This window comes from Rufibacter roseolus, assembly GCF_017916365.1.
Taxonomy (GTDB): Bacteria; Bacteroidota; Bacteroidia; order Cytophagales; family Hymenobacteraceae; genus Nibribacter; species Nibribacter roseolus.
Genome location: NZ_JAFMSU010000003.1, coordinates 1,349,694 through 1,374,928 on the forward strand (window position 1 = coordinate 1,349,694; position 25,235 = coordinate 1,374,928).

General features: G+C 54.2%; 14 protein-coding genes. 10 read left to right on the plus strand and 4 right to left on the minus strand.

What is annotated here, in order from left to right:
• From gatA to J3P35_RS21480, 8 genes are all read left to right on the plus strand, one after another.
• Positions 1-1,437: an Asp-tRNA(Asn)/Glu-tRNA(Gln) amidotransferase subunit GatA gene (gene gatA / locus J3P35_RS21445; protein WP_210466751.1), complete on the plus strand. Its 1,437-nt coding sequence runs from the start codon at positions 1-3 to the stop codon at positions 1,435-1,437.
• On the plus strand, positions 1,437-3,008 hold the full coding sequence (locus tag J3P35_RS21450) for a LysM peptidoglycan-binding domain-containing protein (RefSeq protein WP_210466752.1): 1,572 nt from the start codon (positions 1,437-1,439) through the stop codon (positions 3,006-3,008). Before gatA ends, J3P35_RS21450 begins: the two co-directional genes overlap by 1 nt.
• Positions 3,009-3,224: 216 nt before the next feature.
• Complete coding sequence (locus tag J3P35_RS21455) at positions 3,225-5,495, plus strand: NADP-dependent malic enzyme (RefSeq protein WP_210466753.1); 2,271 nt, start codon at positions 3,225-3,227, stop codon at positions 5,493-5,495.
• Positions 5,496-5,655: 160 nt separating this feature from the next.
• A complete protein-coding gene (gene ruvA / locus J3P35_RS21460; protein WP_210466754.1) occupies positions 5,656-6,246 on the plus strand; it encodes a Holliday junction branch migration protein RuvA in 591 nt (196 codons plus the stop codon).
• Between the two features lie 114 nt (positions 6,247-6,360).
• Positions 6,361-13,413 carry a T9SS outer membrane translocon Sov/SprA gene (gene sov, locus J3P35_RS21465; protein WP_246850409.1) on the plus strand — a complete coding sequence of 2,351 codons (7,053 nt, stop codon included), beginning with the start codon at positions 6,361-6,363 and terminating at the stop codon, positions 13,411-13,413.
• A gap of 107 nt (positions 13,414-13,520) precedes the next feature.
• Positions 13,521-13,901 (plus strand): glycine cleavage system protein GcvH, encoded by a 381-nt coding sequence (gcvH, locus tag J3P35_RS21470; RefSeq protein ID WP_210466755.1) that lies wholly within the window; start codon positions 13,521-13,523, stop codon positions 13,899-13,901.
• A gap of 7 nt (positions 13,902-13,908) precedes the next feature.
• Positions 13,909-14,289, plus strand: a complete 381-nt coding sequence (locus J3P35_RS21475) for a VanZ family protein (protein WP_210466756.1) — start codon at positions 13,909-13,911, stop codon at positions 14,287-14,289.
• A gap of 26 nt (positions 14,290-14,315) precedes the next feature.
• Complete coding sequence (locus J3P35_RS21480) at positions 14,316-15,602, plus strand: M28 family metallopeptidase (RefSeq protein WP_210466757.1); 1,287 nt, start codon at positions 14,316-14,318, stop codon at positions 15,600-15,602.
• A gap of 167 nt (positions 15,603-15,769) precedes the next feature.
• Here J3P35_RS21480 and J3P35_RS21485 read toward each other — a convergent pair whose 3' ends face one another.
• Positions 15,770-17,878, minus strand: coding sequence for a M43 family zinc metalloprotease (locus J3P35_RS21485; protein ID WP_210466758.1), 2,109 nt, complete (start codon positions 17,876-17,878; stop codon positions 15,770-15,772).
• Between the two features lie 54 nt (positions 17,879-17,932).
• Positions 17,933-18,817, minus strand: a complete 885-nt coding sequence (locus J3P35_RS21490; protein ID WP_210466759.1) for a YicC/YloC family endoribonuclease — start codon at positions 18,815-18,817, stop codon at positions 17,933-17,935.
• Between the two features lie 125 nt (positions 18,818-18,942).
• Between J3P35_RS21490 and purQ the strand changes: the two genes are divergently transcribed.
• Positions 18,943-19,635, plus strand: coding sequence for a phosphoribosylformylglycinamidine synthase subunit PurQ (gene purQ, locus J3P35_RS21495; RefSeq protein ID WP_210466760.1), 693 nt, complete (start codon positions 18,943-18,945; stop codon positions 19,633-19,635).
• 566 nt (positions 19,636-20,201) lie between these two features.
• On the opposite strand, the gene J3P35_RS21500 is transcribed toward purQ, so the two are convergent.
• Together J3P35_RS21500 and J3P35_RS22050 are read right to left on the minus strand one after the other, a co-directional pair.
• Positions 20,202-23,417 (minus strand): hypothetical protein, encoded by a 3,216-nt coding sequence (locus tag J3P35_RS21500; protein WP_246850411.1) that lies wholly within the window; start codon positions 23,415-23,417, stop codon positions 20,202-20,204.
• Complete coding sequence (locus tag J3P35_RS22050) at positions 23,414-24,556, minus strand: NAD(P)/FAD-dependent oxidoreductase (protein ID WP_246850413.1); 1,143 nt, start codon at positions 24,554-24,556, stop codon at positions 23,414-23,416. Before J3P35_RS22050 ends, J3P35_RS21500 begins: the two co-directional genes overlap by 4 nt.
• On the opposite strand from J3P35_RS22050, the gene J3P35_RS21505 reads away from it, so the two are divergent.
• On the plus strand, positions 24,555-25,205 hold the full coding sequence (locus tag J3P35_RS21505; protein WP_210466761.1) for an MBL fold metallo-hydrolase: 651 nt from the start codon (positions 24,555-24,557) through the stop codon (positions 25,203-25,205). The two genes, J3P35_RS22050 and J3P35_RS21505, sit on opposite strands and share 2 nt — an antisense overlap.
• The last annotated feature ends 30 nt before the right edge of the window (positions 25,206-25,235 follow it).

The following is a 25,235-nucleotide window of genomic DNA, read 5'->3' on the forward strand; positions in this document are numbered from 1 at the left end:
ATGCGTTACACATCCCTTGACGCTATCCGCGAGGAGATAGGCAGAGGTACACTCTCTTGCCGTCAACTAGTAGAGCGTTACCTACAGAACATCAACACCAAGCGTCATCTGAACGCATTTCTGGAGGTGTTTGAAGAGGAAGCCCTTCGGCGCGCCGAAGAAGTGGATGCCAAATTGCAAGCCGGCACCGCCGGCAAACTGGCCGGAATGGTGATTGGCATCAAAGACGTGCTGGCTTACGAGGGTCACGCGCTCCAGGCCTCCAGCCAGATTCTGAATGGTTTCAAATCCCTTTACACTGCCACCGCGGTGCAGCGCCTTTTGGCCGAGGACGCTATCATTATTGGCCGCCAGAACTGCGATGAGTTCGCGATGGGCGGTTCCAACGAAAACTCCTCTTTCGGTCCTGCCCTCAATGAAGTGGACAACTCCCGCGTACCGGGTGGTTCTTCAGGTGGGTCTGCCGTGGCCATACAAGCCGACCTTTGCTTAGCCTCCATCGGGTCTGACACCGGGGGATCGGTGCGGCAGCCGGCGGCGTATTGCGGCGTGATAGGTATGAAACCTACTTACTCCCGCATCTCCCGCTATGGCCTCATCGCCTACGCTTCTTCCTTTGACCAGATTGGCGTGATCACGCAGAGCGTGGAAGACGCTGCGCTGCTACTGGAAGTGATGGCCGGCCCAGATGAGTTCGATGCCACCGTAAGCCAGCGTCCGGTTCCCGCTTACAGCCAAAACCTGACCTTTGACCGCCCTGCCCGCATCGGGTTCATCCGTGATTCTTTCGAGAGCCCCGGTCTGAACGCTGAGGTGAAAGCTGCCGTGCAAGGCGTACTGGATGGCTTACAGGCTGACGGCCACACGGTTGAGCCGGTGGAATTCCATTTTTTAGACTATATTGTGCCAACCTATTACATCCTGACCACTGCCGAGGCCAGTTCAAACCTGGGCCGGTACGATGGGGTGAAGTACGGTTTCCGGAGCCAGAACGCGACGGATTTGGCCTCTATGTACAAGAAAACCCGTTCCGAAGGCTTCGGGAAGGAAGTACAGCGCCGCATTATCCTGGGCACCTTCGTGCTCTCCGCTGATTACTATGACGCTTACTACACCAAGGCGCAACAGGTACGTCGCCTGATCAAAGAGAAAACCGATGAGCTTCTGAGCCAGTACGATTTTCTGATTTTACCCACTACCCCTACCACCGCTTTTAAAATAGGGGAAAACACCAAGGACCCGCTGGCCATGTACCTGGAGGATATCTACACGGTACAGGCAAACCTGGCAGGCATTCCGGCTATTTCGTTACCAATTGGCACAGACGCCGCAGGGCTCCCAATTGGGGTACAGCTGATGACCAAAGCTTTTGGAGAAGAACAGTTACTGGCCTTCTCCAAACAACTGATGAACCATCAACCACAAGTAACCGCCTAATGCTCAAAACTACCCTTCTTACAGGCCTTATACTTACACTAGGCCTGGGCGCTGCCGTGCAGGCCCAGGAAATGCCGACACTGGAAGCTCCAACGGTGCAAGTAAAAGACACTACCAAGGTACTTTCTGATTCCGTGGAGTTCATTCCGGTGGAAACCGATGAGCTCATCCAAGACCGCCTCAGCTGTCTGGAACAGGAAATTCCCCTGGAGTTCAACAAGCAGGTAAGAGGGTTGATTGACTACTTCACCATCCGGAACCGGAAATACACCCGGCGCGTGCTGGAGCGTAAACCCATGTACTTCCCCATGTTTGAGAAGTACCTGGCCAAGCACAACATGCCAGATGAGCTGAAGTACCTGGCGGTGGTGGAATCTGCATTATTGCCCAAGGCGGTTTCCTCAGCGAAAGCAGTTGGTCTGTGGCAGTTCATGGACTTCACCGGCCGCGATTACCGCCTGGTGCAGAACCATTACTTGGATGAGCGCATGGACCCAGAGAAATCCACGGAGGCGGCCTGCAAGTTCCTGAAGCAGCTGTACCGTATGTTCGGGAGCTGGGAGATGGCGCTGGCCGCCTATAACTGTGGTCCGGGTAATGTGAGAAAGGCTATTGCGCGCTCCGGCGGCAAGAATACGTTTTGGGGCATTTATCCGTATTTGCCCAAAGAAACGCGGGCCTACGTGCCGTCTTTCACCGCCCTGGTGTACGCCTTGAACCACGCCGAGGACCACAACCTGCACCCGGCCAAACTGCAGACGCCTATCGCGGTAGACACGCTGCTTATCAGTCAGCCGCTGGACCTTAAATTACTGGCCAAGCAGCTGAACCTGCCCGAAAACCAGATTGTGGACCTGAACCCGGCATTGAAGCTGAAGCACATCCCGGAGAACGTTTCCAATTTCCCGTTGCGTATTCCAGCGGATGTACGTCCTTTCCTGGCGGAGAACCGTTTGGCTATCCTGGACTCGGCCCGTTACCGTGCGCCGTACAAGGCTCCGGCCAAGATCAAGCTGCCAGCCTTAACCGAAGAGCCAACCACCATTCTGGCCAAAGCAGAGCCTGTTTCTGCAGACAGCGCCACCAAGACCTTCTATACCGTGCGCCGCAACGACAATCTGTCTAAGATTGCCAAAGAGCAGAACGTGACCGTAGAGCAACTCAAAGCCTGGAACAAGATCTCGGGTAATGGCTTAATGGCCAACCAGAAGCTGGTGGTGTACAAACCGGAAAGCAAAGGCGCTAAGGACGTGAAGGAAACCCCGGTGGCGGAGAATACGCTGTTGGCCTCCGCCGAGGAAATGCCAGCCTCTACGGGTAAAAACGCTGGCCCTAACGCCAACGACGTACCCAAGGAGAATGCCGCCATTGTGATGGTGGCTGCCAAGCAGGCCTCGGCTAAGAAGAAAGCAACTGTGGAGAAACCGCAGACTGTGCACCACGTGCAGCCCGGTGATACCCTCTGGAACATTTCAAGACGGTACAACAACGTGAGCGTGGAGAAACTGAGAAAAGCAAACAAGCTGAAAGGTGACGAGTTAAAACCCGGCATGAAGCTTATTGTAGGCTGATTCCGCTAGATTCATATAATTAGCATCTCTGGCTCAGGCTTGGGATGCTTTTTGTTTTTTGAGCTGTTTGGCCAAATCAAGCCCAAAACGGAGGAACGGAAACGCGGCTCTGCTTTGGTGAATAAGAAAAAACTTAACAATTTGTAATGAATACCCGCACAACAAACGTTGGTTCTGCGGCAAGTACCCATAGCATACAACACTACCAAGAAGGACATGATTAAAATCAACAAGGAAGACGCGCTGAATTATCACAGCCAGGGGCAACCCGGCAAGATAGAGGTGGTGCCTACCAAAATGGTAAGCACGCAGATGGACTTGGCCCTGGCTTACTCCCCGGGCGTAGCGGAGCCTTGTAAAGCCATTGCCGCCAACCAGGAAGATGTGTACAAATACACCGCCAAAGGAAACCTAGTGGGCGTGATCTCCAACGGAACCGCCGTACTGGGCCTGGGCAACATAGGCCCCGATGCCTCAAAACCCGTGATGGAAGGAAAAGGCGTACTCTTCAAGAAATTCGCCGGCATTGACGTCTTTGACATTGAGATAAACGAAACCGATCCAGACAAATTCATCCAGATCGTAAAGTCACTGGAGCCAACCTTCGGGGGTATCAACCTGGAAGACATCAAGGCACCTGAGAGCTTCAAGATTGAGAATGCCCTGCGCGAGCAGATGAACATTCCGCTCATGCACGATGACCAGCACGGCACGGCCATCATCTCCAGCGCCGCCCTGTTGAACGCCCTGGAAGTGGTGGGCAAAGACATTGATAAGATCAAGATGGTGATCAACGGTGCCGGGGCAGCCGCCATCGCCTGCGCTAAGCTGTACCTGGAACTAGGCGTGAAGATTGACAACATCGTCATGTTTGACAAGGACGGCATCATCAACCCGCACCGCAACGACCTGGACATCTACCGCGCCCAGTTTGTGACCACCCGCAACATCAGCACCCTGGCCGAGGCCATGGAAGGCGCCGATGTGTTTGTGGGCCTGAGCGCCGGCAACGTTTTAGCGCCCGAATTGGTGAAACTGATGGCAAAAGACCCCATCATCTTCGCGCTGGCCAACCCAGACCCGGAGATTGCCTACGAGACCGCCATGGCCACCCGCGATGATCTGATCATGGCCACCGGCCGCTCAGACCATCCTAACCAGGTGAATAACGTGTTGGGATTCCCTTATATCTTCCGGGGGGCTTTGGACGTGCGCGCCACCGAGATCAACGAGGCCATGAAACTGGCCGCCGTGTACGCCCTGGCCGAGCTTGCCAAAGAGGGCGTACCCGATATCGTGCACAAAGCCTACGGTGACAACACCATCGCTTTCGGGCGTACCTACCTCATCCCTAAACCGCTGGACCCGCGCCTGATTACCACCGTGAGTCCGGCCGTGGCCAAAGCCGCCATGGAATCCGGGGTGGCGCGTTATCCTATCACCAACTGGGAGCGTTACCACCAGGAACTGCAGGCCCGCATAGGCATTGACCAGAAGCTGATGAACCGCGTGCTCACGCAGGCCCGGCAGAACCCTAAAACCGTAGTCTTCGCCGAGGCGGATAATTACAAGATCCTGAAGGCGGCCCAAACGGTTCTGGAGCAGAAACTGGCGTATCCTGTGTTGCTGGGCGAGCGTGCCCGCATTCAGGAGATGATTGAGGAGTTCAACATGGAGCTGGACGGCGCCGTGATCATTGACCCCCGCGAGGAAGACGCCAAATGCGAGAAATTCGCGCACCTGCTCTACGAGAAGCGCAAGCGCAAAGGCCTTACCCTCTTCGATTGCCGCAAACTGGTGCGCGACCGCAACTACTTCGGGTGTATGATGGTGGAAACCGGCGAGGCCGATGCCCTGATCTCTGGTCTTACCCGCGAGTACTCCTCTACCATTAAGCCGGCCCTGCACGTGATTGGCGTGGAAGAAGGCGTGAACAAGGTGGCGGGCATGTACATCATCCAGAATAAAAAGGAGCCTTACTTCTTCGCTGATACCACCGTGAACCTCCAGCCTTCCGCTGAGGAACTGGTGGACATCATCGGGCTGACGGCGCGTTACGTGCGGTTCTTTGACCGCGAGCCCAGAATGGCGGTGCTTTCGTACTCCAACTTCGGGTCCAGCGCCGGGCAGGTACCTACCAAAACCCGCGAGGCTACCCGCCTGGCCAAACTGCGCTACCCAGACCTGATCATTGACGGGGAGATGCAAGCCAACACCGCTCTGAACAAGGACCTGCTGCGCGAGCACTATCCGTTCAGCGAGCTGGCCAACGAAGGCGCCAACACGCTTATCTTCCCGGGGCTGGCCGCTGGTAACATCGCCTACAAACTTTTGCAGGAAATCGGCGGTGCCGAAGCCATTGGCCCTATCCTGATGGGAATGCGCAAACCAGTGCATATCTTGCAGTTAGGGTCATCTGTGCGGGAGATCATCAACATGGTGGCCATTGCCGTGGTAGATGCCCAAACGTGCAAGGCAAAACTCTAAATAGTACCACCACGTAGGGGTTCTATCGCCGTCTATGTTGTGGTTTATACCAATTATCAATTTACTAACTTCTGTTTTCAGGCTGTTTTCGTGAAAAAGGCCCGAAAACAGAAGTTGTTATTATTAATCATCTGCTTTAACTTCATACAACGCTGGTCAAATGATCGCATATTTAGATGGCCGTCTGGCACAGAAAGACCCCACCTTCGTCATTATTGATGTAGGAGGCGTGGGGTACGAACTCCGTATTTCCCTGAACACGTACGGGCAACTGCCCGAGGGAGAACGCTGCCGACTCTACACGCACCAGCATATAAAGGAAGACGCCCATACGCTGTATGGCTTTGCCACCCCCGCAGAGAAAAGCGCCTTTCTGCATTTGATTTCTATTTCAGGTGTGGGGCCTAATACGGGCCTTATGATACTCTCCTCGCTAACCGTGCAGGAAGTGCAGCAGGCTATTGTGCGCGAAGACGTCCGCACCATTCAGCAGGTGAAAGGGATAGGCGCCAAAACCGCCCAACGCATTATTTTGGAATTGCGCGATAAATTCAGGAAAGGTCTGGGCCCGGATGCGGTAAATGTCTCATTTGGGGCGCACAATACGTCAAGGGAGGAGGCGTTATCAGCATTAGTAACCTTAGGCTTCGCGAAGAACATAGCCGAGAAAACCCTTGATGCCATTATTAAGCGGGAGGGCGCAAACCTGACCGTGGAAGAAATGATCAAGTTCGCTTTGAAGTCGTCATAAGAAACTTCCCCATTATTTGTGTTTTATACAAAGAAGCCTCACATTCTTGCAGCCGCGGTAGGGTTGGTGTCGTTGATGGCTTGGCTTACCCAAGCCGAGCCAAGCAGAGTATCTATGGCAGGTGCAGGTGCAGCGCTCATGGCGTTGTCAGATGTAGAAGAAGAACTCCAAGACACAACCAAAAACCAGGGATATATCCCGTCACGGCGCCCTAAACTTATTTTTGAGGACCGCCGCGGAGACCCGTTCTCCAACCGCACCACTTTGTCGCCGCTTATTCTGCCGCTACCTAAAAACGTAGAGTTACAGGTGGTGCCAGATGATAGCCTGAAACGCTATGAAATCACGGAGCAGATTGGCGGTTATGACTACCGCAATCCCAGCACCATGACCTTTGAGGAGTACTCGCGCTATCAGCAGCAGAAAGCCATCAAAGATTACTGGCGCACCAAGTCTGCCAGCCTGGATGAGCAGAACCCCGCTGCCCCCAGCCGTCGCCTGGTACCTACCCTAAACCTGGGAGGCCGCACGTTTGACCGTCTGTTCGGAGGCAATACCGTAGACATCCGGCCCAACGGTCTGGCAACCCTTAAATTCGGGGCGCTTTTCAACAAGAACGAGAACCCGGCCATTCCTTTGCGTCAGCAGCGCATTGGTGACTTTGAGTTTGACCAGAGCATCGCTCTGAACATTGACGGCCGCATTGGCGAGAAAATGCGCATCACGGCAAACTGGGACACCAAAGCCAACTTTGATTTCGAGAACAATCTCAAGCTGGAATACACCGGCTACCCAGAGGAGATCATTCAGAAAATTGAGGCCGGAAACGTAAGCCTGCCGCTCAACAACTCCCTTATATCCGGGGGGCAGAACCTCTTCGGTCTGAAAGCCCAGCTGCAGTTAGGGAAACTATCCGTCACGGCCATTGCCGCAAACCAGCGGGGTAGCATTGATGCGGTAGATATCCAAAACGGGGCGCAAAACAGACGCTTTGAGTTGCGTGCCGATGACTATGACCGCGACCGTCACTTCTTCCTGGCCCAGTTCTTCCGGAACCGCTATGACCAGGCCCTGCGCAGTCTGCCGTTGGTGAACTCCGGCATTGTGATCCGGCGCCTGGAGGTCTATATTACCAATGACAATCGCGCCACTCAGAACCTGCGCAACGTGGTTGCCCTCATGGATTTGGGCGAGCCGCAACCGTTCCAGAGCCGTTTCAGCACGGGCCAACCCGCCGGGGCCGGGGCCGGGAACAACCAGAACAACCTTTACGCCAGCCTTACTAACCGCAACAACACCCAGGTAGACAATTTCCTGGAAGGCTTCGGGCTACGTAAAACCACTGATTTTGAGCACGTGCGCGCCCGCCGCCTGGACCAGACGGAATACAAATTCAACCCGCAACTGGGGTACATCTCCCTGAACGCTGCCCTGTTGCCCGAGCAGGTGCTGGGCGTAGCGTTTGAGTACACCTTGAACGGCCGTACCTACAAAGTGGGCGAGTTGCAGGAAGACTACCAGAACGTACCAGAAGACCAGGTGATTTTCCTGAAGTTGCTGCGCGGCACCAACCCAGGCCTCAACACCCCTACCTGGGACCTGATGATGAAAAACGTGTATGCCCTCAACGCCAACCAGATTGAGCGGAATAACTTCCAACTGAACATCGTTTATAAAGACGATGCCACCGGCGGGGACCTGACCAGCTTACAGGATGAATCGCGTCTCAAGGGTATTCCGTTGATCCAGGTGTTCAACCTGGACAACGTGAACACGAACAATGACCCGCCGCGCGATGGTAACTTTGACTTTTTGTCCGGCATCACCATTGACCCTGAGAGCGGCCGTATTTTCTTCCCGCAGGTAGAGCCGTTTGGGTCTTATCTCCGCTCCCGGTTCACGCCGGGCCAGGAAGACCAGTACATCAACAAATACGTTTTCCAGGAACTCTACGACTCCATCCAGACCGATGCGCAGCAGTTCGCTCAGAAAAACAAGTTCTTTATCCAGGGCCGTTACCAGGCCTCCAGCACTGATGAAATCACCCTGCCCGGTATCCGGATTGCCGAAGGCTCCGTGGCCGTTTACTCTGGTGGTACGCGCCTGGTAGAGGGCCAGGATTACCAGGTGTTCTATGACCTGGGCCGGGTAAAGATTCTCAATCCCAGTTATCTTAACAGCGCCAGCAACCTGCGGGTGACCTATGAGAAGGCTGACATTCTGAGTGTGCAACCCAGAACCTTATTAGGCGCCCGCTTTGACTACAAGGTGGACAATGACCTTATTTTAGGTGCTACCGTTCTGCACCAAGGCGAAAGGCCATTTATCCAGCGTGTGAACATAGGCGATGAGCCCAGCAACAACACCATCTACGGGTTTGACGTCAATTACCGCCGTGAATCCCGCCTGCTCACCCGCATCACCGATAAACTGCCTTTCCTGGAGACCAAGGAACCTTCTTCCGTTACCCTGGGGGCCGAGGTAGCGCAGCTAGTACCTCAGAAAACAGCTTTCAGAGGCGAAGACGGTGTTTCTTACATTGACGATTTTGAAAACGCCAAAACGCCTTACTCTCTGGGAGGCTTCAACACTACTGCCTGGCGTTTATCGGCTACCCCGGCCCCGCTCATCAACGGGACTTCTGGCTTAGCCTATGCGTACAACCGGGCCAAGCTGGCCTGGTATACCATTGACCAGATTTACTACACCTCCAATGGCCTGCGACCCAACAACATCACCCGAGAAGAGCTGGAGAACCACTACGTGCGCGGCGTGCAGCGGAGAGAGATCTTCCCTAACCGCGACCCGGAGACGAACAACACGTTTGAGTACACCTTTGACCTGGCTTACTACCCAAGAGAACGCGGTCAGTACAACTACAACCCTTTGGTGAGCAATGACGGCCGTTTCCTGCAAAATGATCCCCGCAACAACTGGGCTGGTATCAGCCGGGAGATCTCCTTTGACAACAACTTTGATAACGCCAACATTGAGTACCTGGAGTTCTGGATGCTGGATCCGTTCATCAAAGGAGATAAGGGCCGGAGAATCATCACCGGTCTGGATGATGCGCAGAACAGCCTTGACGAGAACGGTAAACTGGTCTTCAACTTAGGTAACATCTCAGAAGACCTGCTCAAAGACCAACGCTACCAGTTTGAGAACGGTCTGCCTACCGATGGGAACCCACAGGCCACCGAGCCTACTGCCTGGGGCCGCGTGACCCGTAACCAGTTCCTCACCGATGCCTTTGACAACGAGCCCGGCTCCCGTCAGTTCCAGGACATAGGGTTGGATGGTTTGAACGACAGCGATGAACGCGCCTTCTTCCAGGGCATCTACGGCTCCATTGATGACCCGTCGGCTGATAACTTCCGCCACCACTTAGATGGCGCCTATGACGCCGCCAACACCGGGGTACTGGGCCGCTACAAGAACTGGAACGGGATGGAAGGCAACTCACCGGTAAACAGCGAACTTTCTTCCAATGCCTTCCCAGACAAGGAAGACCTGAACAAAGACAACGTCATCAGTGACGTGGAGCAGTACTACGAGTACAACATTGACCTGAGACCCACCCGCCTGGCCGTAGGTAGCAACTATATTGTAGACAAAGTAGACTCTACTGACGCTAACGGTAACCGGATCAGCTGGTACCAGTTCCGGATTCCGGTAAGAAAACCAACCGGCAACGTGAACAACATGCAGGGCTTCAAATCCATCAGGTTCATGCGGATGTACACCACCCAGTTTGCCCAACCAGTAGTACTGCGCTTTGCCCAGATGCAGTTTGTCTCTAACCAGTGGCGTACCTACAACTCCATTCTCTCCAACGGTGCGCCTTGCGTGGGCGACTGTGACTCAGATGCCTCAGCTTTTGAGGTGTCATCGGTGAGCATTGAGGAAAACGGCGAGGTAGATGCCGGTACCATTCCGTATGTGGTGCCGCCGGGCGTAGAGCGCCAGCGCGACTACTCCTCAGCCAACAACCGCCGCCAGAACGAGCAGTCTCTGCAATTAACCGTAGAGAACCTGCGCGATTCTTTCAGCAAAGCGGTGTACAAGAACGTGACCCAGGACATGCTTATTTACAAGCGCCTGAAAATGTACGTGCATGCCCAGTCTCCAAGCGGTACCCAGGACAACGAAGTCAATGCCTTCATCCGGATCGGGACCGACTTTACCCAGAACTACTACGAGTTCTCCATCCCGCTGAAAATGACACCGCAGGGCAGCCGTGACCCATACCAGATATGGAATGAGCAGAACTTCATTGACGTGGCATTTGACGAGTTTGTGAGGCTGAAATCCAGACGTAACCAGGCCAGCTTCCCGCTGAACCAGGTGTTTGCAGAAACCCGGGAAGACGGTAAGGTATTCAGAGTGGTGGGTAACCCAGACTTCAGTGATGTGCAGAGTCTGATGATTGGTCTGGAGAACCCGGCTACGCCAGATAAAGCCGCTCACTCCCTTACCCTGTGGGTAAACGAACTGCGCGTGTCTGACTTTGACCGCACCGCCGGGTGGGCCGCTACCGCCCGCGCCAACGTGAAACTCGCCGATTTTGCCAACATCTCCGCCACTGGTTCCTATACCACCGTGGGCTTTGGCGGTATTCAGCAACGGGCAGCCCAGAGAGCGCGCGAAACCACGGGGCAGTTTGACATCACCGCCAACGTGGCCGCGGAAAAACTGCTGCCGTCTAAATTGGGACTGGTAGTACCGCTTTCTGTGCAGTACGGAACCACCATTGCAGAGCCCCGCTATGACCCGCTGGACCGCGACACCGAGCTAGACCTCTCCCTGCAGAAGTTTGAGGACAGCAATGAGCGGGAAAATTACCGGAAGGAAGTTGTGAGCCAGACGACCACTAAGAGCATCAACCTGCTCAACGTCCGGAAAGAGAAGACTGATCCGGAGGCCAAAACACACCTCTATGACATAGAGAACCTGTCGTTCTCCTATGCCTACACAGAAGTGCTACACACGGATATCTCCACGGACCGGAACTTCACCAAGACCTACACCGGCGGCATTGCCTATAACTACAACAACACGCCTAAAAGCTACACGCCATTTGCGAACATCAAGGCCTTCCAGTCACCGTACCTGCGCTGGCTGAAGGAGTTCAATTTCTCATTGGCACCTAGCAGAATCTCCATTAGGGGTGACCTTGACCGCCGGTACAATGAAACGTTTATGCAGGGTCGTACCTCGCCTTACAGCTTGCCAGACACGGCCGGTTTCCTGCCTACTTTCCAGAAATCGTTCTTCTTTAACCGGATCTACGACGTGAAGTGGGATATCACCAAGAGCCTTACCCTGGACTACACCGCCACGAATCGGGCGGTGGTAGACGAACCCAACGGACGGATCAATGAAGAGATAGATACTTTGCGCTGGAAGAATGAGGAAATCTGGCACAACCTGAGACGCTTCGGGCGGAACACCAACTTCAACCAGGTAGTAGCCTTTACCTACCGCCTGCCCCTGGATAAATTCCCGCTCACCGACTGGATCTCGGGGGATGCGCGCTACCAGGCCGGCTTCACCTGGACCTCGGCCTCCACTGCCCTCAGCAGAAATGACACGTTGCAACTGGGGAACACGATTGAGAACAGCACCGAAACCAGCCTGAGCGGAAAACTGGACCTGGTACGCCTCTACAACAAAGTAAAGTTTCTGAAAGCAGCCAACGAGGCCTCGGCTAAGCCAAGCGTGCGCCAGCAACCGAACACAGTGAATGGCCAAACTGCCACGGCAGATACCACCCAAGCAGGAGGCGGCATGAGAGTGGTGAATGGTATCCTGCGGGCCTTGATGTCAGCCAGGTCGGTTAACTTTACCTATGCGCGTACCCAGGGTACCCTGCTGCCGGGCTTCCTGCCTACGGCCCAGAACTTCGGGTTAGCCGATGGCTTTGGGGCACCGGGTCTGGACTTTGTGCTGGGCAAGCAGTTTGAGCTGGATGACCTCTACCAGCGAGCCAACCGCGAGGGCTGGTACACAGACAGCAGCCAGTACCTGAACACGCCCCTCAGCTCGCTCAACTCTGTGAACCTCACCGCCCGGGCTACCATTGAACCGTTCAAGAACTTCCTCATTACGGTAGATGGGGTAATGAATAAGTCTGAGATTGATGAGGTGTACTACCGCCGCGATTCAGCTTTGGTGGTACAGCGCCAGACGCCATTCACCACCGGGTCTTACCGCGTGTCCTTTATCTCACTGCAGACCATGTTTGAGGGAGGCTCCGGCAACAGTTCAGCGGCATTTGAGAACTTTATCCGGTACCGGGCCGAGGTGGCCAGCAGGCTCAATGCGGCTAAATCTGGGCCAGGCTTGTACGGAGTAAACTCGCAGGATGTGTTGATCCCGGCGTTCCTAAACGCCTACCAGGGCAAGGATATTAATGGCTTCAAGGCGAAACCAACGGGTCCTTTCGATGCCATTCCGCTGCCTAACTGGAACGTGGTCTACAACGGTTTGTCCACCTTGCCGTTCTTCCAGCAGTACTTCAGTTCCTTCACCCTGAACCACGCCTACCAGTCTACGTACACGGTGGCCAACTTCAGCACGGCGCTGGACTACAGCTTTAAACCGGCCGGCTTCCCAGACAAAGCGAACGAGAAAGGCGAAGTGATACCGTACTACATTGTGAGCCAGGTAGCCATCACCGAGAGCATGAACCCACTTATCGGGATCAACTTCCGGACCAAAGGCGCCTTGACCGGTCGTCTGGAATATAAGACCCAGAGGAACCTGTTATTGAACATGACCAACGCGCAGGTAACCGAGAACGGCATCAAAGACGTGGTGGTGGGCTTTGGCTATAGCGCCACTAACTTCAGATTGCCGTTTAAGATTGGTGGCAAGCGCACCCTGGAGAATGAGCTCACCATGCGCCTGGATTTCACCATCAGAGACAATGAAACCATTCAGCGCACCATTGCCGTAGACGCCAACGGAGCCGAGTACCAGAACAACCTGACCACCGCCGGGGCCAAGCAGGTGCAGATACGGCCCACCATTGACTATGTGGTAAGCCAGCGCCTGAACCTGCAGTTCTACTACACGCAGAACATCAATGAACCCAAAGTGGCCAACGCTTTCCGCAACACCGTCACGGAGGGTGGTATCCAGCTCCGGTTCAGTTTATCTGACTAAGAGCAGGTTTAAGGCTCGTTTTTGGAAAACGAGCCTTAAACCTGCAAGGGGCTTGCGGCAGGTGCCAAAAAGAATGTATTTTTGAATCGAACTTAAATTAATTACTTATGAACTTCCCTGAGGAGCTGAAATACACCAAAGACCACGAGTGGATCCGGATTGAAGGCGACGTAGCGTACGTAGGCATCACTGACTTCGCGCAGCGCGAACTGGGTGACATTGTGTATGTAGACATTGACACCTTAGACAAAGACGTAGCCAAAGAAGAAGTATTTGGTACCGTTGAAGCCGTTAAAACCGTTTCTGACTTGTTCAGCCCGCTTTCTGGCAAGGTTTTGGAAATCAACGATAAACTGGATGGCAGCCCTGAGCTGGTGAACTCTGATCCTTACGGCGATGGCTGGATGATCAAGATGTCTGTTGGTGACCAATCTGAGGTAGCCGAGCTTCTTTCTGCCGGAGCGTACCGCGAGCTGGTAGGCGCTTAATAAACTCATGGCAGTGCGTTCTATCTATTATGCACTGGCGCTGGGGTGGGCAGTAGTCATTCTTGTATTGACTTTACTGCCCGCCCAGGCGTTACCTCCTGATCCCCACTGGGACATTATCTCCGTTGATTCCCTGGTGCACGCCATTCTATTCGGGGTGCAATTGCTTCTCCTCCTTTACGGGTTTCTCCGCGACCCTGCCGTGCTGCTGGGCAGACGTCTTGTTACCATTGCATTCTTCTCGGTTGTTTTCTTTGGCATCTTTGTAGAGGTACTGCAAGGCTCTATGGGCCTGGGTCGCCAAGCCGATCCTTTTGATGCCCTTTGCAATACCATCGGCTGTTTCTTCGGGCTGGGAATCTGGGCTTTGGTTCCTCGCCGTTTATAGGCTATTTTCAGGAAATCAGACCTAAAATGCATTCTATGCTGCGGCACCGCTGGCTCTATCTTCCGTTTGCGCTTCTCTTATTTTGTTTCCAGGCTCATGCCCAGGATATGGCGCGGGTCCGGCAGACCATCCAAGACCTTTCCTCCCCTAGCCTGCACGGCCGGGGCTACGCCTTCAAAGGAGACAGCCTGGCCGCCGATTATCTGCAAAAGCAGTTTGCCGCCATAGGGCTGCGCTCTTTTCCAGCTGGCTACCAGCAACCGTTTACCCTTCCTGTCAACATCCTGGAAAACCGCCTTAGGTTGGAGGTAGACGGAAAAGCCCTGGTGCCCGGCGTTGATTTCATAGCGCATGCCGCCACAGGCAGCGGAACCGGCGAAGGCAGAGTCTACGAGATAGATACCCTGGTGCTGCAAGATGTGGACGTAGCCCAGCAGTTCCTGACGAATAACCTGCGCAACAAAGTGCTAGTGGTACAACAGCGCCATTTCCAGGGCTTGCTAGAGTTGCCCGAGCCGTTCCAACCCCAGCTCAAAAGTGTAGCCGCTATCATCGTGCGCCAACCCGGTCCGAAGCTCATGGGCACCGTGCGCGGCGAACAACTGCCCTTCCCGGTGCTGGAAGTGCTGGAGAAAGCTTGGTCCAGGAAAGCCAAGAAAGTAACCTTCGCCGTGGATGCCCGCCTGGAACCAAATTACCGAAGCCAGAATGTGATTGGGTTTGTACCCGGCAAAATAAAGCCAGATTCTTTTGTGGTAATGACGACGCATTATGACCATCTGGGCCACCAGGGCAAGGACCTGTATTTCCCCGGCGCGCATGATAATGCGAGCGGCACGGCCATGCTACTGGAACTGGCCCGCTTCTACGCCCAACCCCAGAATACCCCAGACTTTTCTATCGCGTTCATGGCTTTCGCCGGAGAAGAAGCCGGACTAGTAGGCTCCCGCTTTTACACCGAGCATCCGCTCTTCCCGCTACCTCAAATTAAGTTTCTATTAAACCTGGACCTCATGAGTACCGGTGAGGATGGGCTGATGGTAGTCAACGGCAGCGTTTTCCCTAAACAGTTCTCGCTTTTGCAGCGCCTGAACCAACAACATGGCTACCTGACCCAGATCAAAAGCCGGGGCAAAGCCGCCAACTCAGATCACTACTTCTTCTCTGAGAAAGGCGTTCCTTCTTTTTTCTTCTACACGCTGGGCGGCACCACCACTGAGTACCATCACCCCAACGACAAACCCGAAACGCTCCCACTCACCAAGTTCAAAGAAATCATAGCGCTGATACAGGACTTTGTCAGAGCGCTATAATCTTTTTCTTACACTTCGTTTCAGGCCTCTTCTTCAGAAATTAGCGTGAAAACGGGTTTATCAAAGGCCCTTCTCTCGCAACACATCTTTCCCAATATAAAAGCCCTGGCAGCTTCCTTTTCATCAGGAAACTGCCGGGGCTTCTTACTTGTAACTTTTCCTATGGGCTATTGCAGGAGCATCACCCTACGCACTACCAAGCCTTTGTCGGTGTGGAGTTTGAGGAAGTAGATACCGTTTGCCTGATGCTGCAGAGAGAGTTGCAAAGGCTGGCTGCGCACGTGTCTGGGCGAGGTTACTTCCTGGATTACTTTGCCTACCGCGTCACACACCTGGATGCGTGAAATGGTGGCTTCCGGCGAGGTGATGGACACGGCTCCGGCGGTTGGGTTGGGCGCTACCTGTATGGCCGCCTGCGCCCGCTCTTCCTCGGCACCTAACGGTACCCCATCTACTTTGACATCGTCTAAATACAGGTTGTTCTCAAAATCAGTGATGTGCCGGAACTTGAGGAGCACCGTTTTAGACGACGCGAAGGCTGCCAGGTCCAGGGTCTCCAAACGCCACTGCGAGGCAGTAGGGATGAATTCCTCGTTGGTGAAGAAAGGCACGGCAGTGGTTAAGTCCTGGCCAAACTTCTGGTAGATGCGCTGGTAAGTGCTTCCGCAGTCAGTAGAGGCCCATACTTCCAGGGTATCGGAGAAATCGGCCTCTGACAAGAGCGAGTAGGCCACCTGGAAAGTCATTTTAGGGGCGCTGCGCGAAGAAAGATCCAGCGGTGGTAACACCAGTTCATCTACCAGGCCATTGGCTTCATAGGCGATGTTTTGCATGTAGGCAGAGGCGGTTCCGGTCTTGGCGGCTTTAGTGGTACGTTGCCAGGTAAGGTCTGCGTTGGGGTTGTTGATGGTCCAGCCGGTGGGGGCGAAGTTGGTGTTCTCAAAACTTTCCTGCAGCGGCAAGGCGTTGCCCAGCACCTGGAAGGAAGCAGTGATGGTATTGTTGGCGGCATCGGCATCGGTGGCCGCGTTGTTCCGCGAGGTAATGCTGTAGGTGATGGTGTGTGTGCCTTTCGCGGCTGTGATGGCCGGAATGGTCACCGTGGCATTCTGGAACGAGGCCACGGAACCGGTCCAATTATAGGTTTGGGCCGGGCCGTTGTCAATGGTGTACTGAATCTGGGCCGAGGTGAGCGCTTGGTTGCCTTTGTTGCGCAGCACCACCGTGGGTGAGAACGAAGTAGCGCACAGAACTTTCCCCGGCGAGGTCACTTCTATCAAGGCGGCGTCCAGGTCCGGCACCTGCACTGCGGTACAGCCTGCGGAGCTAAGAATACCCGGCCGGTAAGCAGACAGCGCCTGCTGCATCACGTTCTTCTGTCCGGCGGTGAACAGGTTCATGCAAGCGTCATTGGTATAGTCCATGTAGTTCATGAACATGTCACTGGTGTTGTTGCAGGTGGCGTGGGGGTAGGTAGGGCAGCCGGTGTTTTCCTCCTCCTGGGTAGGCGTATCGGCTACCTGGTCATCACCGCATTCTTCGTCGCCCCAGATGTGGAACAGATTGAGCCAGTGGCCCACCTCGTGGGTAGTGGTCCGCCCCAGGTTGAAAGGCTTTGACACCGTGCCTGTAGTCCCGAAATAGCGGTAATCAATGACCACACCATCGGTAGAAGGTGAGCCTGCGTTAGGGAATTGGCCATATCCCAGCACCGATTGGTCGGCGGCAAACCGCACAATCCAGATGTTGAGGTATTGGCTCGTGTTCCAGGCATCTTTTCCGCCGGTGGCGGCGAACTTCATGGCATCGTCTACCTTGAAGGTGGTAGTGCTGGTTTTGGTGCGGGTAATGCCGGTGGTGGGCTCGCCGTCTGGGGTGCGCTGGGCCAGGCAGAACTCAATCTCGGCATCGGCGGCCACGGCTTTGAACGCGGTGGGCGTTTTGTCGGCATCGGTGTTCAGCCGCCGGAAATCTTTGTTCAATACCGCAAGCTGGGTCTTGATCTGGGTATCTGAAATGTTCTGGACATCGGTGTTATAAACCACGTGCACCACTACCGGAATGGTGATGACGCCGCCCTTCACATTTTTCTCGTAGGCGTTCCGTACCCCGACGCCGGCGGCTTTGGCCTGCTGCTGCAGTTGCGCCCGCAGATTGGGTTTGTTCCGCTCCAGCAGTTTCACATGCTCCATGGTACCGCAGGTGCGAACCTGGCCCATTGCGTTACCTATGCCCAGAAGGAGCAGGAAGAAGGCAGCCAGTAGTTTTTGGAGCATGTGAAGCTACGGTTTAGGGTTGGTTTTGCGGAAAACGGCCGTAAAACAGAATCCTTACAGGATGTTGTTCAGTTGCTCTTTGATCTTCTCCAGTTCCTCTTTCATTTCCACCACCAGATGCTGGATGGTGGCGTCATTGGCTTTGGACCCGATGGTGTTGATCTCACGGCCTATCTCCTGCGAAATGAACGCCAGTTTCTTACCGGTTGGTTCAGGCAGGTAGACGGTTTCGGTGAAATAATGCAGGTGGTTCACCAGGCGCACTTTCTCCTCGGCAATGTCCAGTTTCTCAATGTAGTAGATCATCTCCTGCTCAAACCGGTTCTGGTTGAAAGATTCAGACGAGCTGATCTCCGTGAGGTGCCCCTGGATGCGCTGCCTAATGTTCTCCACCCGCGATGGGTCATGCTTGTCTACCTCGGCCAGGAGAATTCTGATGCGGTCAATGTAAGAGACAATCTCGGTGGTGAGGGCTTTGCCTTCATCGGCCCGGAAGGTGTTGAACTTGTCAATGGCTTCCTGCAGAAGCGGCAGCACCTGCTCCCAGGCAATCTCCTCGGTTTTGGTGTCTTCTGCAGATTCTGCCTGCAAAACGTCGGGCATGTGCAGGGCCAAGCGGAACAGGTCCGGCGACTGCGCGCCCAGAGACTGGGCGGCCTGCTCTATTTCCTGGTAGTATTGTTTGAGAAGATCGGTGTTGATTCTGCTGCGGGTAGCGTTGGCTTTGTTTCTGCTCACCTCAATGCTGAGGTTGATTTTGCCGCGCACCAGGCTCTTGCCAATAAGATTTCTGATTTCCAGTTCTTTGTCTGACAGGCTCCGCGGGATGCGCAGACTCAGGTCCAGGGATTTTGAGTTAAGTGATTTCAGCTCAATGCTGACCATAGAACCCTCTGTCTCTAGGTGGGCAGCCCCAAACCCGGTCATGGATAAAAGCATAGTACGTAAGTAAAAGTTGAAAAGTAAATTTATGAAAAAAGGACCATTCTCTCTCTATCTGGTTATCTGCGGTTTCTGACGCCTTATAACTTATGAAGCTCACGTATTTTCTTTATCTTTGCGCCATGAAATTTGGAGTTGTCGTTTTCCCGGGGTCCAACTGCGACCAGGATGTCATTGATGCCTTGCAACACACTACCCAAAAGGAAGTTGTCAGGCTGTGGCACAAAGAACATGATTTGCAGGACTGTGATTTCATAGTGCTGCCAGGAGGTTTCTCCTATGGTGATTATCTGCGTTCCGGCGCCATCGCCCGTTTCTCCCCTATCATGCAGGAAGTGGTGAAGTTCGCCAACTCCGGCGGATACGTGTGGGGCATCTGCAATGGTTTCCAGATCCTGACCGAGGCCGGCCTGTTGCCGGGTGCCCTGCTGCGCAACACCAGCCAGCAGTTCATCTGCCAGAACGTGTACATTACCCCAGAGAACAATGAGGCGCTGCCTACGGCTCTGTTAGAGCCCGGCAAAGCCTACAAAATTCCGATTGCCCACGGAGAAGGCCGGTTCCACGCCGATGCCGACACCCTGAAGGCATTGGAGGACAATGGCCAGATCATGTTCCGCTACTGCGATGCCAACGGCGAGGTGAATGAGTACTGCAACTGCAACGGCAGTCTGCTCAACATTGCCGGCGTGAGCAACAAAAACAAGAACGTGTTCGGGATGATGCCGCACCCAGAGCGCGCCGTAGACCCAGAACTGAACAACACCGATGGCCGTCTCTTGTTTGAGTCTCTCCTGCAAGCAGTGCAAGCCTAAGCTGTTTTTTTTGAAGAAAGCTGATTAGTCAGATAACAGATATAATGCCTCTCTGGAAACAGGGAGGCATTGCTGTTTTAGGCCTGTTTTACAGAAAATGGGCGCTAAATAGTACCCAAAACAGTGAACCATTACGCATATCGTCCCCCTTTGAAGGGGGTAGGGGGATGACTAAGGCCGTTGAAAGAACCGTTTGCTTTTCTACAGAGCGGAGACTTCAATGACGCTCCACACCCAAGGGCAACCACAAGGGATTGCCCCTACAAAACTCGGGAATGCAATGCTCAGCACGAGAAATCATCCCCCTACCCCCTTCAAAGGGGGACGGAATGCGTGCACAGCATAGTATAGTATAAAGTCAATCAATGGATATAAAGTGAATGGTTCCTGTTGTTTTATTTCATAGTTCACGTTACGACCAATCCTGTCTTTAAACCACTTGAATAGACAACTACCCATCAAACAGAAGGCCCCTTTGCTTAAAAGGAGGCCTTCTGTTTTTGAAGTGTTTTCAGGAAATCAGCCTCAAAAAGGCCTTCGGTCTTTCTGACTATTAACGGAAGAGATTAGAAGTCATAGCCCATGGAGAAGTAGAACTTAGGTCCCTCGCGGCGGAGATTCCGTTCACCCCAGGCCATGTCAAACCGGCCGTAGACGCCCAGCAAGGTAGTGCGTGCGCCAAACCCGTAGCCATACATAAACGGATTCCGGAAGTTGCGCACGATGACCTCAAACGGTGGCCTGGGTACCGGCTGGGTATTCACCGAGTTATCCTCGCTGAATGGGTTGCCACGGTTGTAGGCGGTACCAGCGTCAAAGAAACCAACCATCTGCAGGTTCCGGAAGAAGCCTGAGTTGATGGGCCCCTCAAACAGATACTGGAAGATAGGCAGGCGCAGTTCTGAGTTCCAGAGCACGTACCGGGTACCGTTCCGGGCATAGTAGTTGAACCCGCGCATCGGCATGGCAAAATCAAGGTAGAAGTAATCGGCCGGCGTAAAGGTATTGTCAAAAACGTCTGCGATGGCACTGTCTTCAGAGGCGTTGATCCAGTTATCAACCCCGCCCATCACATACTTCTTAGGCGCAGGCCCAAAAGAGTGACCGTAGCTTAAGCGGTTGGCCCAGATAAACTCTTTGTGTAGTTTCTGATAGTGCCGGAAATCAACGTAGAACTTTCCGAAGCCGTTCTGGCTTTCCCCAATGCCGTACATGCGGGTGATACCCACTTTCATGCGCGTGCCTTCGCGCATGTTCATGCCGGTCACCACGGAGTTATCAAACACCAGTTCTCCGCCTATGCCCACAAAGTCCATCACTACGTCTGGCTCAGAGAAGTTCTCAATAATGGTGTACCTGATGTTAGAATAACGAGGCAGCACTTTCACGCTCAGGGCGTTGGTCAACGGATAGCTCAATGCCGGAAGGATCTCGTGTTTGCCCAAGCGGCGGACAAATGCCCCGGAGGCCTGGTACACGCTCTGTTTCTGGTAACCTATTCTATAATCGTAGCGGTTCTTCAGGTTGGAATACTCGGCGTAGAAGTTAGTGGTCTGCAGGTCTGTGAGGGCGAAAACCCCGCCCCTGATGCGGTAGTCCTCAAACAGATCGGCCATGCCCACCTCCATCACAAACCCGAAACCCAGCAAAGGATCGGCGTGGATGGACGTGATCAGGTTGTTCACCCCGAAGCGCAGGTCATAAGGTCTGGGATAATTCAGCACCAGGGAATCTGGCGTATTCATGGCCATGATGGTCCTGGGCTTGGGTTTCACCGGAGGCTTGGCCTGGGTAGCGGCAGAATCTACCACGGTGGTGTCTATGACCCCGGCCGCGATCTGGGCGGCCCGCTGTGCTGCAAGTGAATCAGCGGCGGCTTTGGCGGCCAAAGCAGCGGCCACGCGGGCATTTTCCTGCTGAATGCGGCGCTGCAGGTGGCCTTCCAGGACTTCCTGCCGCTTGGTTTTGAAACTCTGCTGCGCTACCGCCGTCAAGGCTGAATTAGGGTAATGGTACAGGAATTCCTTGGCCCGGTCATTGGCCACAAACGTGAGGTTACCGGTTTTCACGTTGTAGTCAAAGGTTTTGATGTTCTGCCGGAAATTGGAAACCCGCTCAATTACCCCGGTCTTGATGTTGTGCCGGTAAAGCGACCGGATACCGGTTTCCTCACCCAGGTACATGATCTCCTCCTCGGAAAGGCCGATGGGCATCACCTCGTTAGACGGTGTATAGGTCAGCTGCCAGAAGCGGCTTTGCGTGTTGTTGGGGTCAAAAAGGTAAATATCATAGTTATTGGCCACCGACGCGAATTTGCCCCGGCTGGACTGCAGCGAGTCGGCGTACCGGTTAGAGGTGAACACAATGCGGTTGCTGGTGCCGGGCAGGAAAGTCGGGTCCAGGTCATCGAAAATGTCATCGGTGAGTTGGCGCACGATCCGGCCGTTGCGGTACAGGAAGAGGTCGCTCTGTCCGTTTTTCACTGCGCTGAGCACCATAAACTGTCCGTCCTCGGAGAAATCAACCCCGGCCACCTGGCTGTAGGCATTGAGGGGCAGCACATTGTTGGTTTTGCCCAGCAGGTTTTTCACTGTGGCTACCCCGGGCACGTACCGCTTTTCTGCATCCTGTAACTTAAGCTGCAGTTTTCCGCGCCGCACATCTGAAATACCCAACTGTGACTCTGACCGCCAGGATAACAACGGCACCGTACGGTCAATGGCCTGGTTAGGCATTTTGTAGCCGCCCCGGTACACCATGCGTTGGCCTTTGGCCCCCAGATTGCGCACGTACACTTTGTAAGCGCCCCGGTCATAGATCACGTAGGCCAGTTTCCGTCCGCTGGGACTGATAGCGGGCTCTGAGTACAGGAATTGCCGGGCGTTTGATTTCTTAAGCTTGTTCTCTTTGCTGGGAGAAGGCAGCGCCGCATCGGCATAGTTGTTCATCTGGGTATAGTAAGCGAACCAGTCCCGGGTGAACCGCTTGTAGGGCATGTTCAGGCTGCTGGCTATCCCTACCTCAATGTCTCGGGTGATGCGGGTAAGGTTGAGGATATTCTGGATGGCTGCGGTGCCGTGGCGCTCGGTGATGTAGTTCCAGATGGCCTGACCGGTCACGCGCTGGTTTTTAGCGAACAAAGGATCTGGGCGCTTGCCGCCGGTTTTCTGGATCATGTCGCGCATGTAGTCATCCATCTCCACACTCCAGCCCTCGGCCAGGTAAGCTGCAGCCCCGGAGACAAACCACTCAGGCAGGCGCAAAAGGTAATTGCTCTGGATGACTTCCTTCAGGCTGCCGCCGTACATCATGTCTGAGAGCAGCAGTTCGGAGATACGGTACGTCATCTGGCGCTTCAGCTCGGTCTGCGATCCTTCAAAGGCCACCTCAATCTTGCTTTTCACAAACAGGGCATCGTTGCCGCCTTTGTAGGGGTCATCAATCAGGCCTATGTTGCTCTGCTTCATGTCTGAGACAGAGTTGTACATGATGATGGTGATCTTGGAGTAAGGATAGTACCCGATGAGGGAGGTAATCCTTTTCAGTTCCCGCTCGGCGTGTTCGGCGGCATGGCGGGCCAGTTCGCGGCCGTCCTGCGAGAAGTAGATGTTGAAGTTTTGGGTGCTGTAGTACTGCCAGTTGAAGCGTTTGTACTGGATGCGGTTCTGCCCGAAGTCATCTGGGGCGGTAGCCTGGCCATACGTAAACGCGGGTGCCCCCATGCCCAGGAGCAGCACTAGTAACCGGCAAACATGTAAGAAGCGGGTAGAGGTTTGACTCATGTGTTTGGCGTAGATGCTAAATATAACGATAAATACCGGGCAATATTCACCTCTGGCCATAAGGGCGTTTTCTGCTCCAATGCGGAGATAAACTGCTGGGCCAGCAAAGGCGCCATCAATACCCCCTTAGAGCCCATGCCGTTGAAAATGCCTACCTGCGGGTGATGGGGGTGTTGCCCCACCAGGGGTTTCCGGTCCCGTACCGCCGGCCTGATCCCAACATACTGCTTTTCCACGGTGAACGGTTTCTTCAGGATGTCCTGCGCCTTAGTGGAAAGTTCTTCCCTTGCCTCAGGGCTAAGCTGTTCCTCCAGGTTGCGCCAATTGTAGGTGGCTCCTACCCGGTAATGATATTGTCCTAAAGGCACAACGTAAACGGCTTTATTATAGATATATGAAGCCTCAAAATCTGGCACATTTATGTCTAAAATTTCGCCTTTGTTCAGGGAAAACGGCAGCCAGCTGAAAAACGGATTCTGGGCTCCCTGGGCACCCTCGCAGAAGATGATTCTCCGGGCCTGCACATCGGCGTAGCGCACGCCTTCCGGCAACATTTCCAGCTGAGAGAAGTCAAATGATTCTGACCTGAACAAACCCCGATTCTGCAGGTCCTGCTGGCGTGCATCCAGAAAGGTGCGGAGGGCTACGTACCCGCCCTGTTGGATAAGCAACCCGCCCAACTCCTGGTGAACGGAATCAGAGGGCGGGAGTTGCAGGTGCGTAGTTTCAATGTAGCCGTCCCAGGCGGCATCGGTGCTCTTGCCCATCCAGTTGTTCTGCTCCTCTGGCGTGGAGAACAGTTTTAAAATGGGTTTGCGGAAGAAAAGATCCGTCCCGTAGCGGTCTTCCATCTCCTGGTAAAACGCGGCAGCGGCGGGCAAAAAGGCGTCTACCTGCCAGCTTTTGGCAAAGCGTTTCCCGGCCACGGGGTTAATGAGCCCCGCCGCCACGCGGGAGGCCGAGTTCGCTTTGGGGGCATCTAACACCAGAACCGTTTTACCGCTCTTTTCCAGAAAACAGGTCAGAATCGCGCCGGCCAGACCGTGGCCTATTACCAGATAATCATAATTCATGCCCCAAGGTACGGCTTGTGCCGCTGAAATCTGTAACTTAGAGCCTGCAATTAAGACGTAATCCATGGCTGCCACTGGTCTGCAAGTAAAATTCTTCACGTTCAACCCTTTCCAGGAAAACACCTACGTACTGTATGACAACACCAAAGAGTGCGTGATCATTGACCCAGGCTGCGCCGATAAACAGGAACAGCAGGAATTGCAGCAGTTCATCCAGACCCAAGGCCTCAAAGTAGTGCGCCTGCTGAACACCCATTGTCACATTGACCATGTGCTGGGAAACAAATTCGTGGCTGATACCTATGGCGTGCCGCTGGAAATCCATAAAGAAGACCTGTCTGTGCTGAGGGCGGTGCCCACATATTCGGCGGCTTACGGCTTTCCGCAGTATCAGGAGGTTTTACCCGAGAAATTCCTGAAAGAGGGCGAAAACGTGCGCTTCGGGGAGACCGAGTTGGAGGTGCTGTTCACTCCTGGCCACGCACCCGGCCACGTGGTGTTCTACCACCCGGAAAGTAAAAACCTCATAGGCGGCGACGTCTTATTCAACCGCAGCATAGGCCGCACTGATTTGCCCGGCGGTGATTACAACACGCTCATCCAAAGCATCCGCACCAAATTATTCTCCCTGCCAGACGAGGTTACCGTATACCCAGGCCATGGCCCCTCTACCACCATTGGGGAGGAAAAAGCCGGCAATCCGTTTTTGAGCTAATTTCAGAAAACCAGGCTCAGAACAGACTCT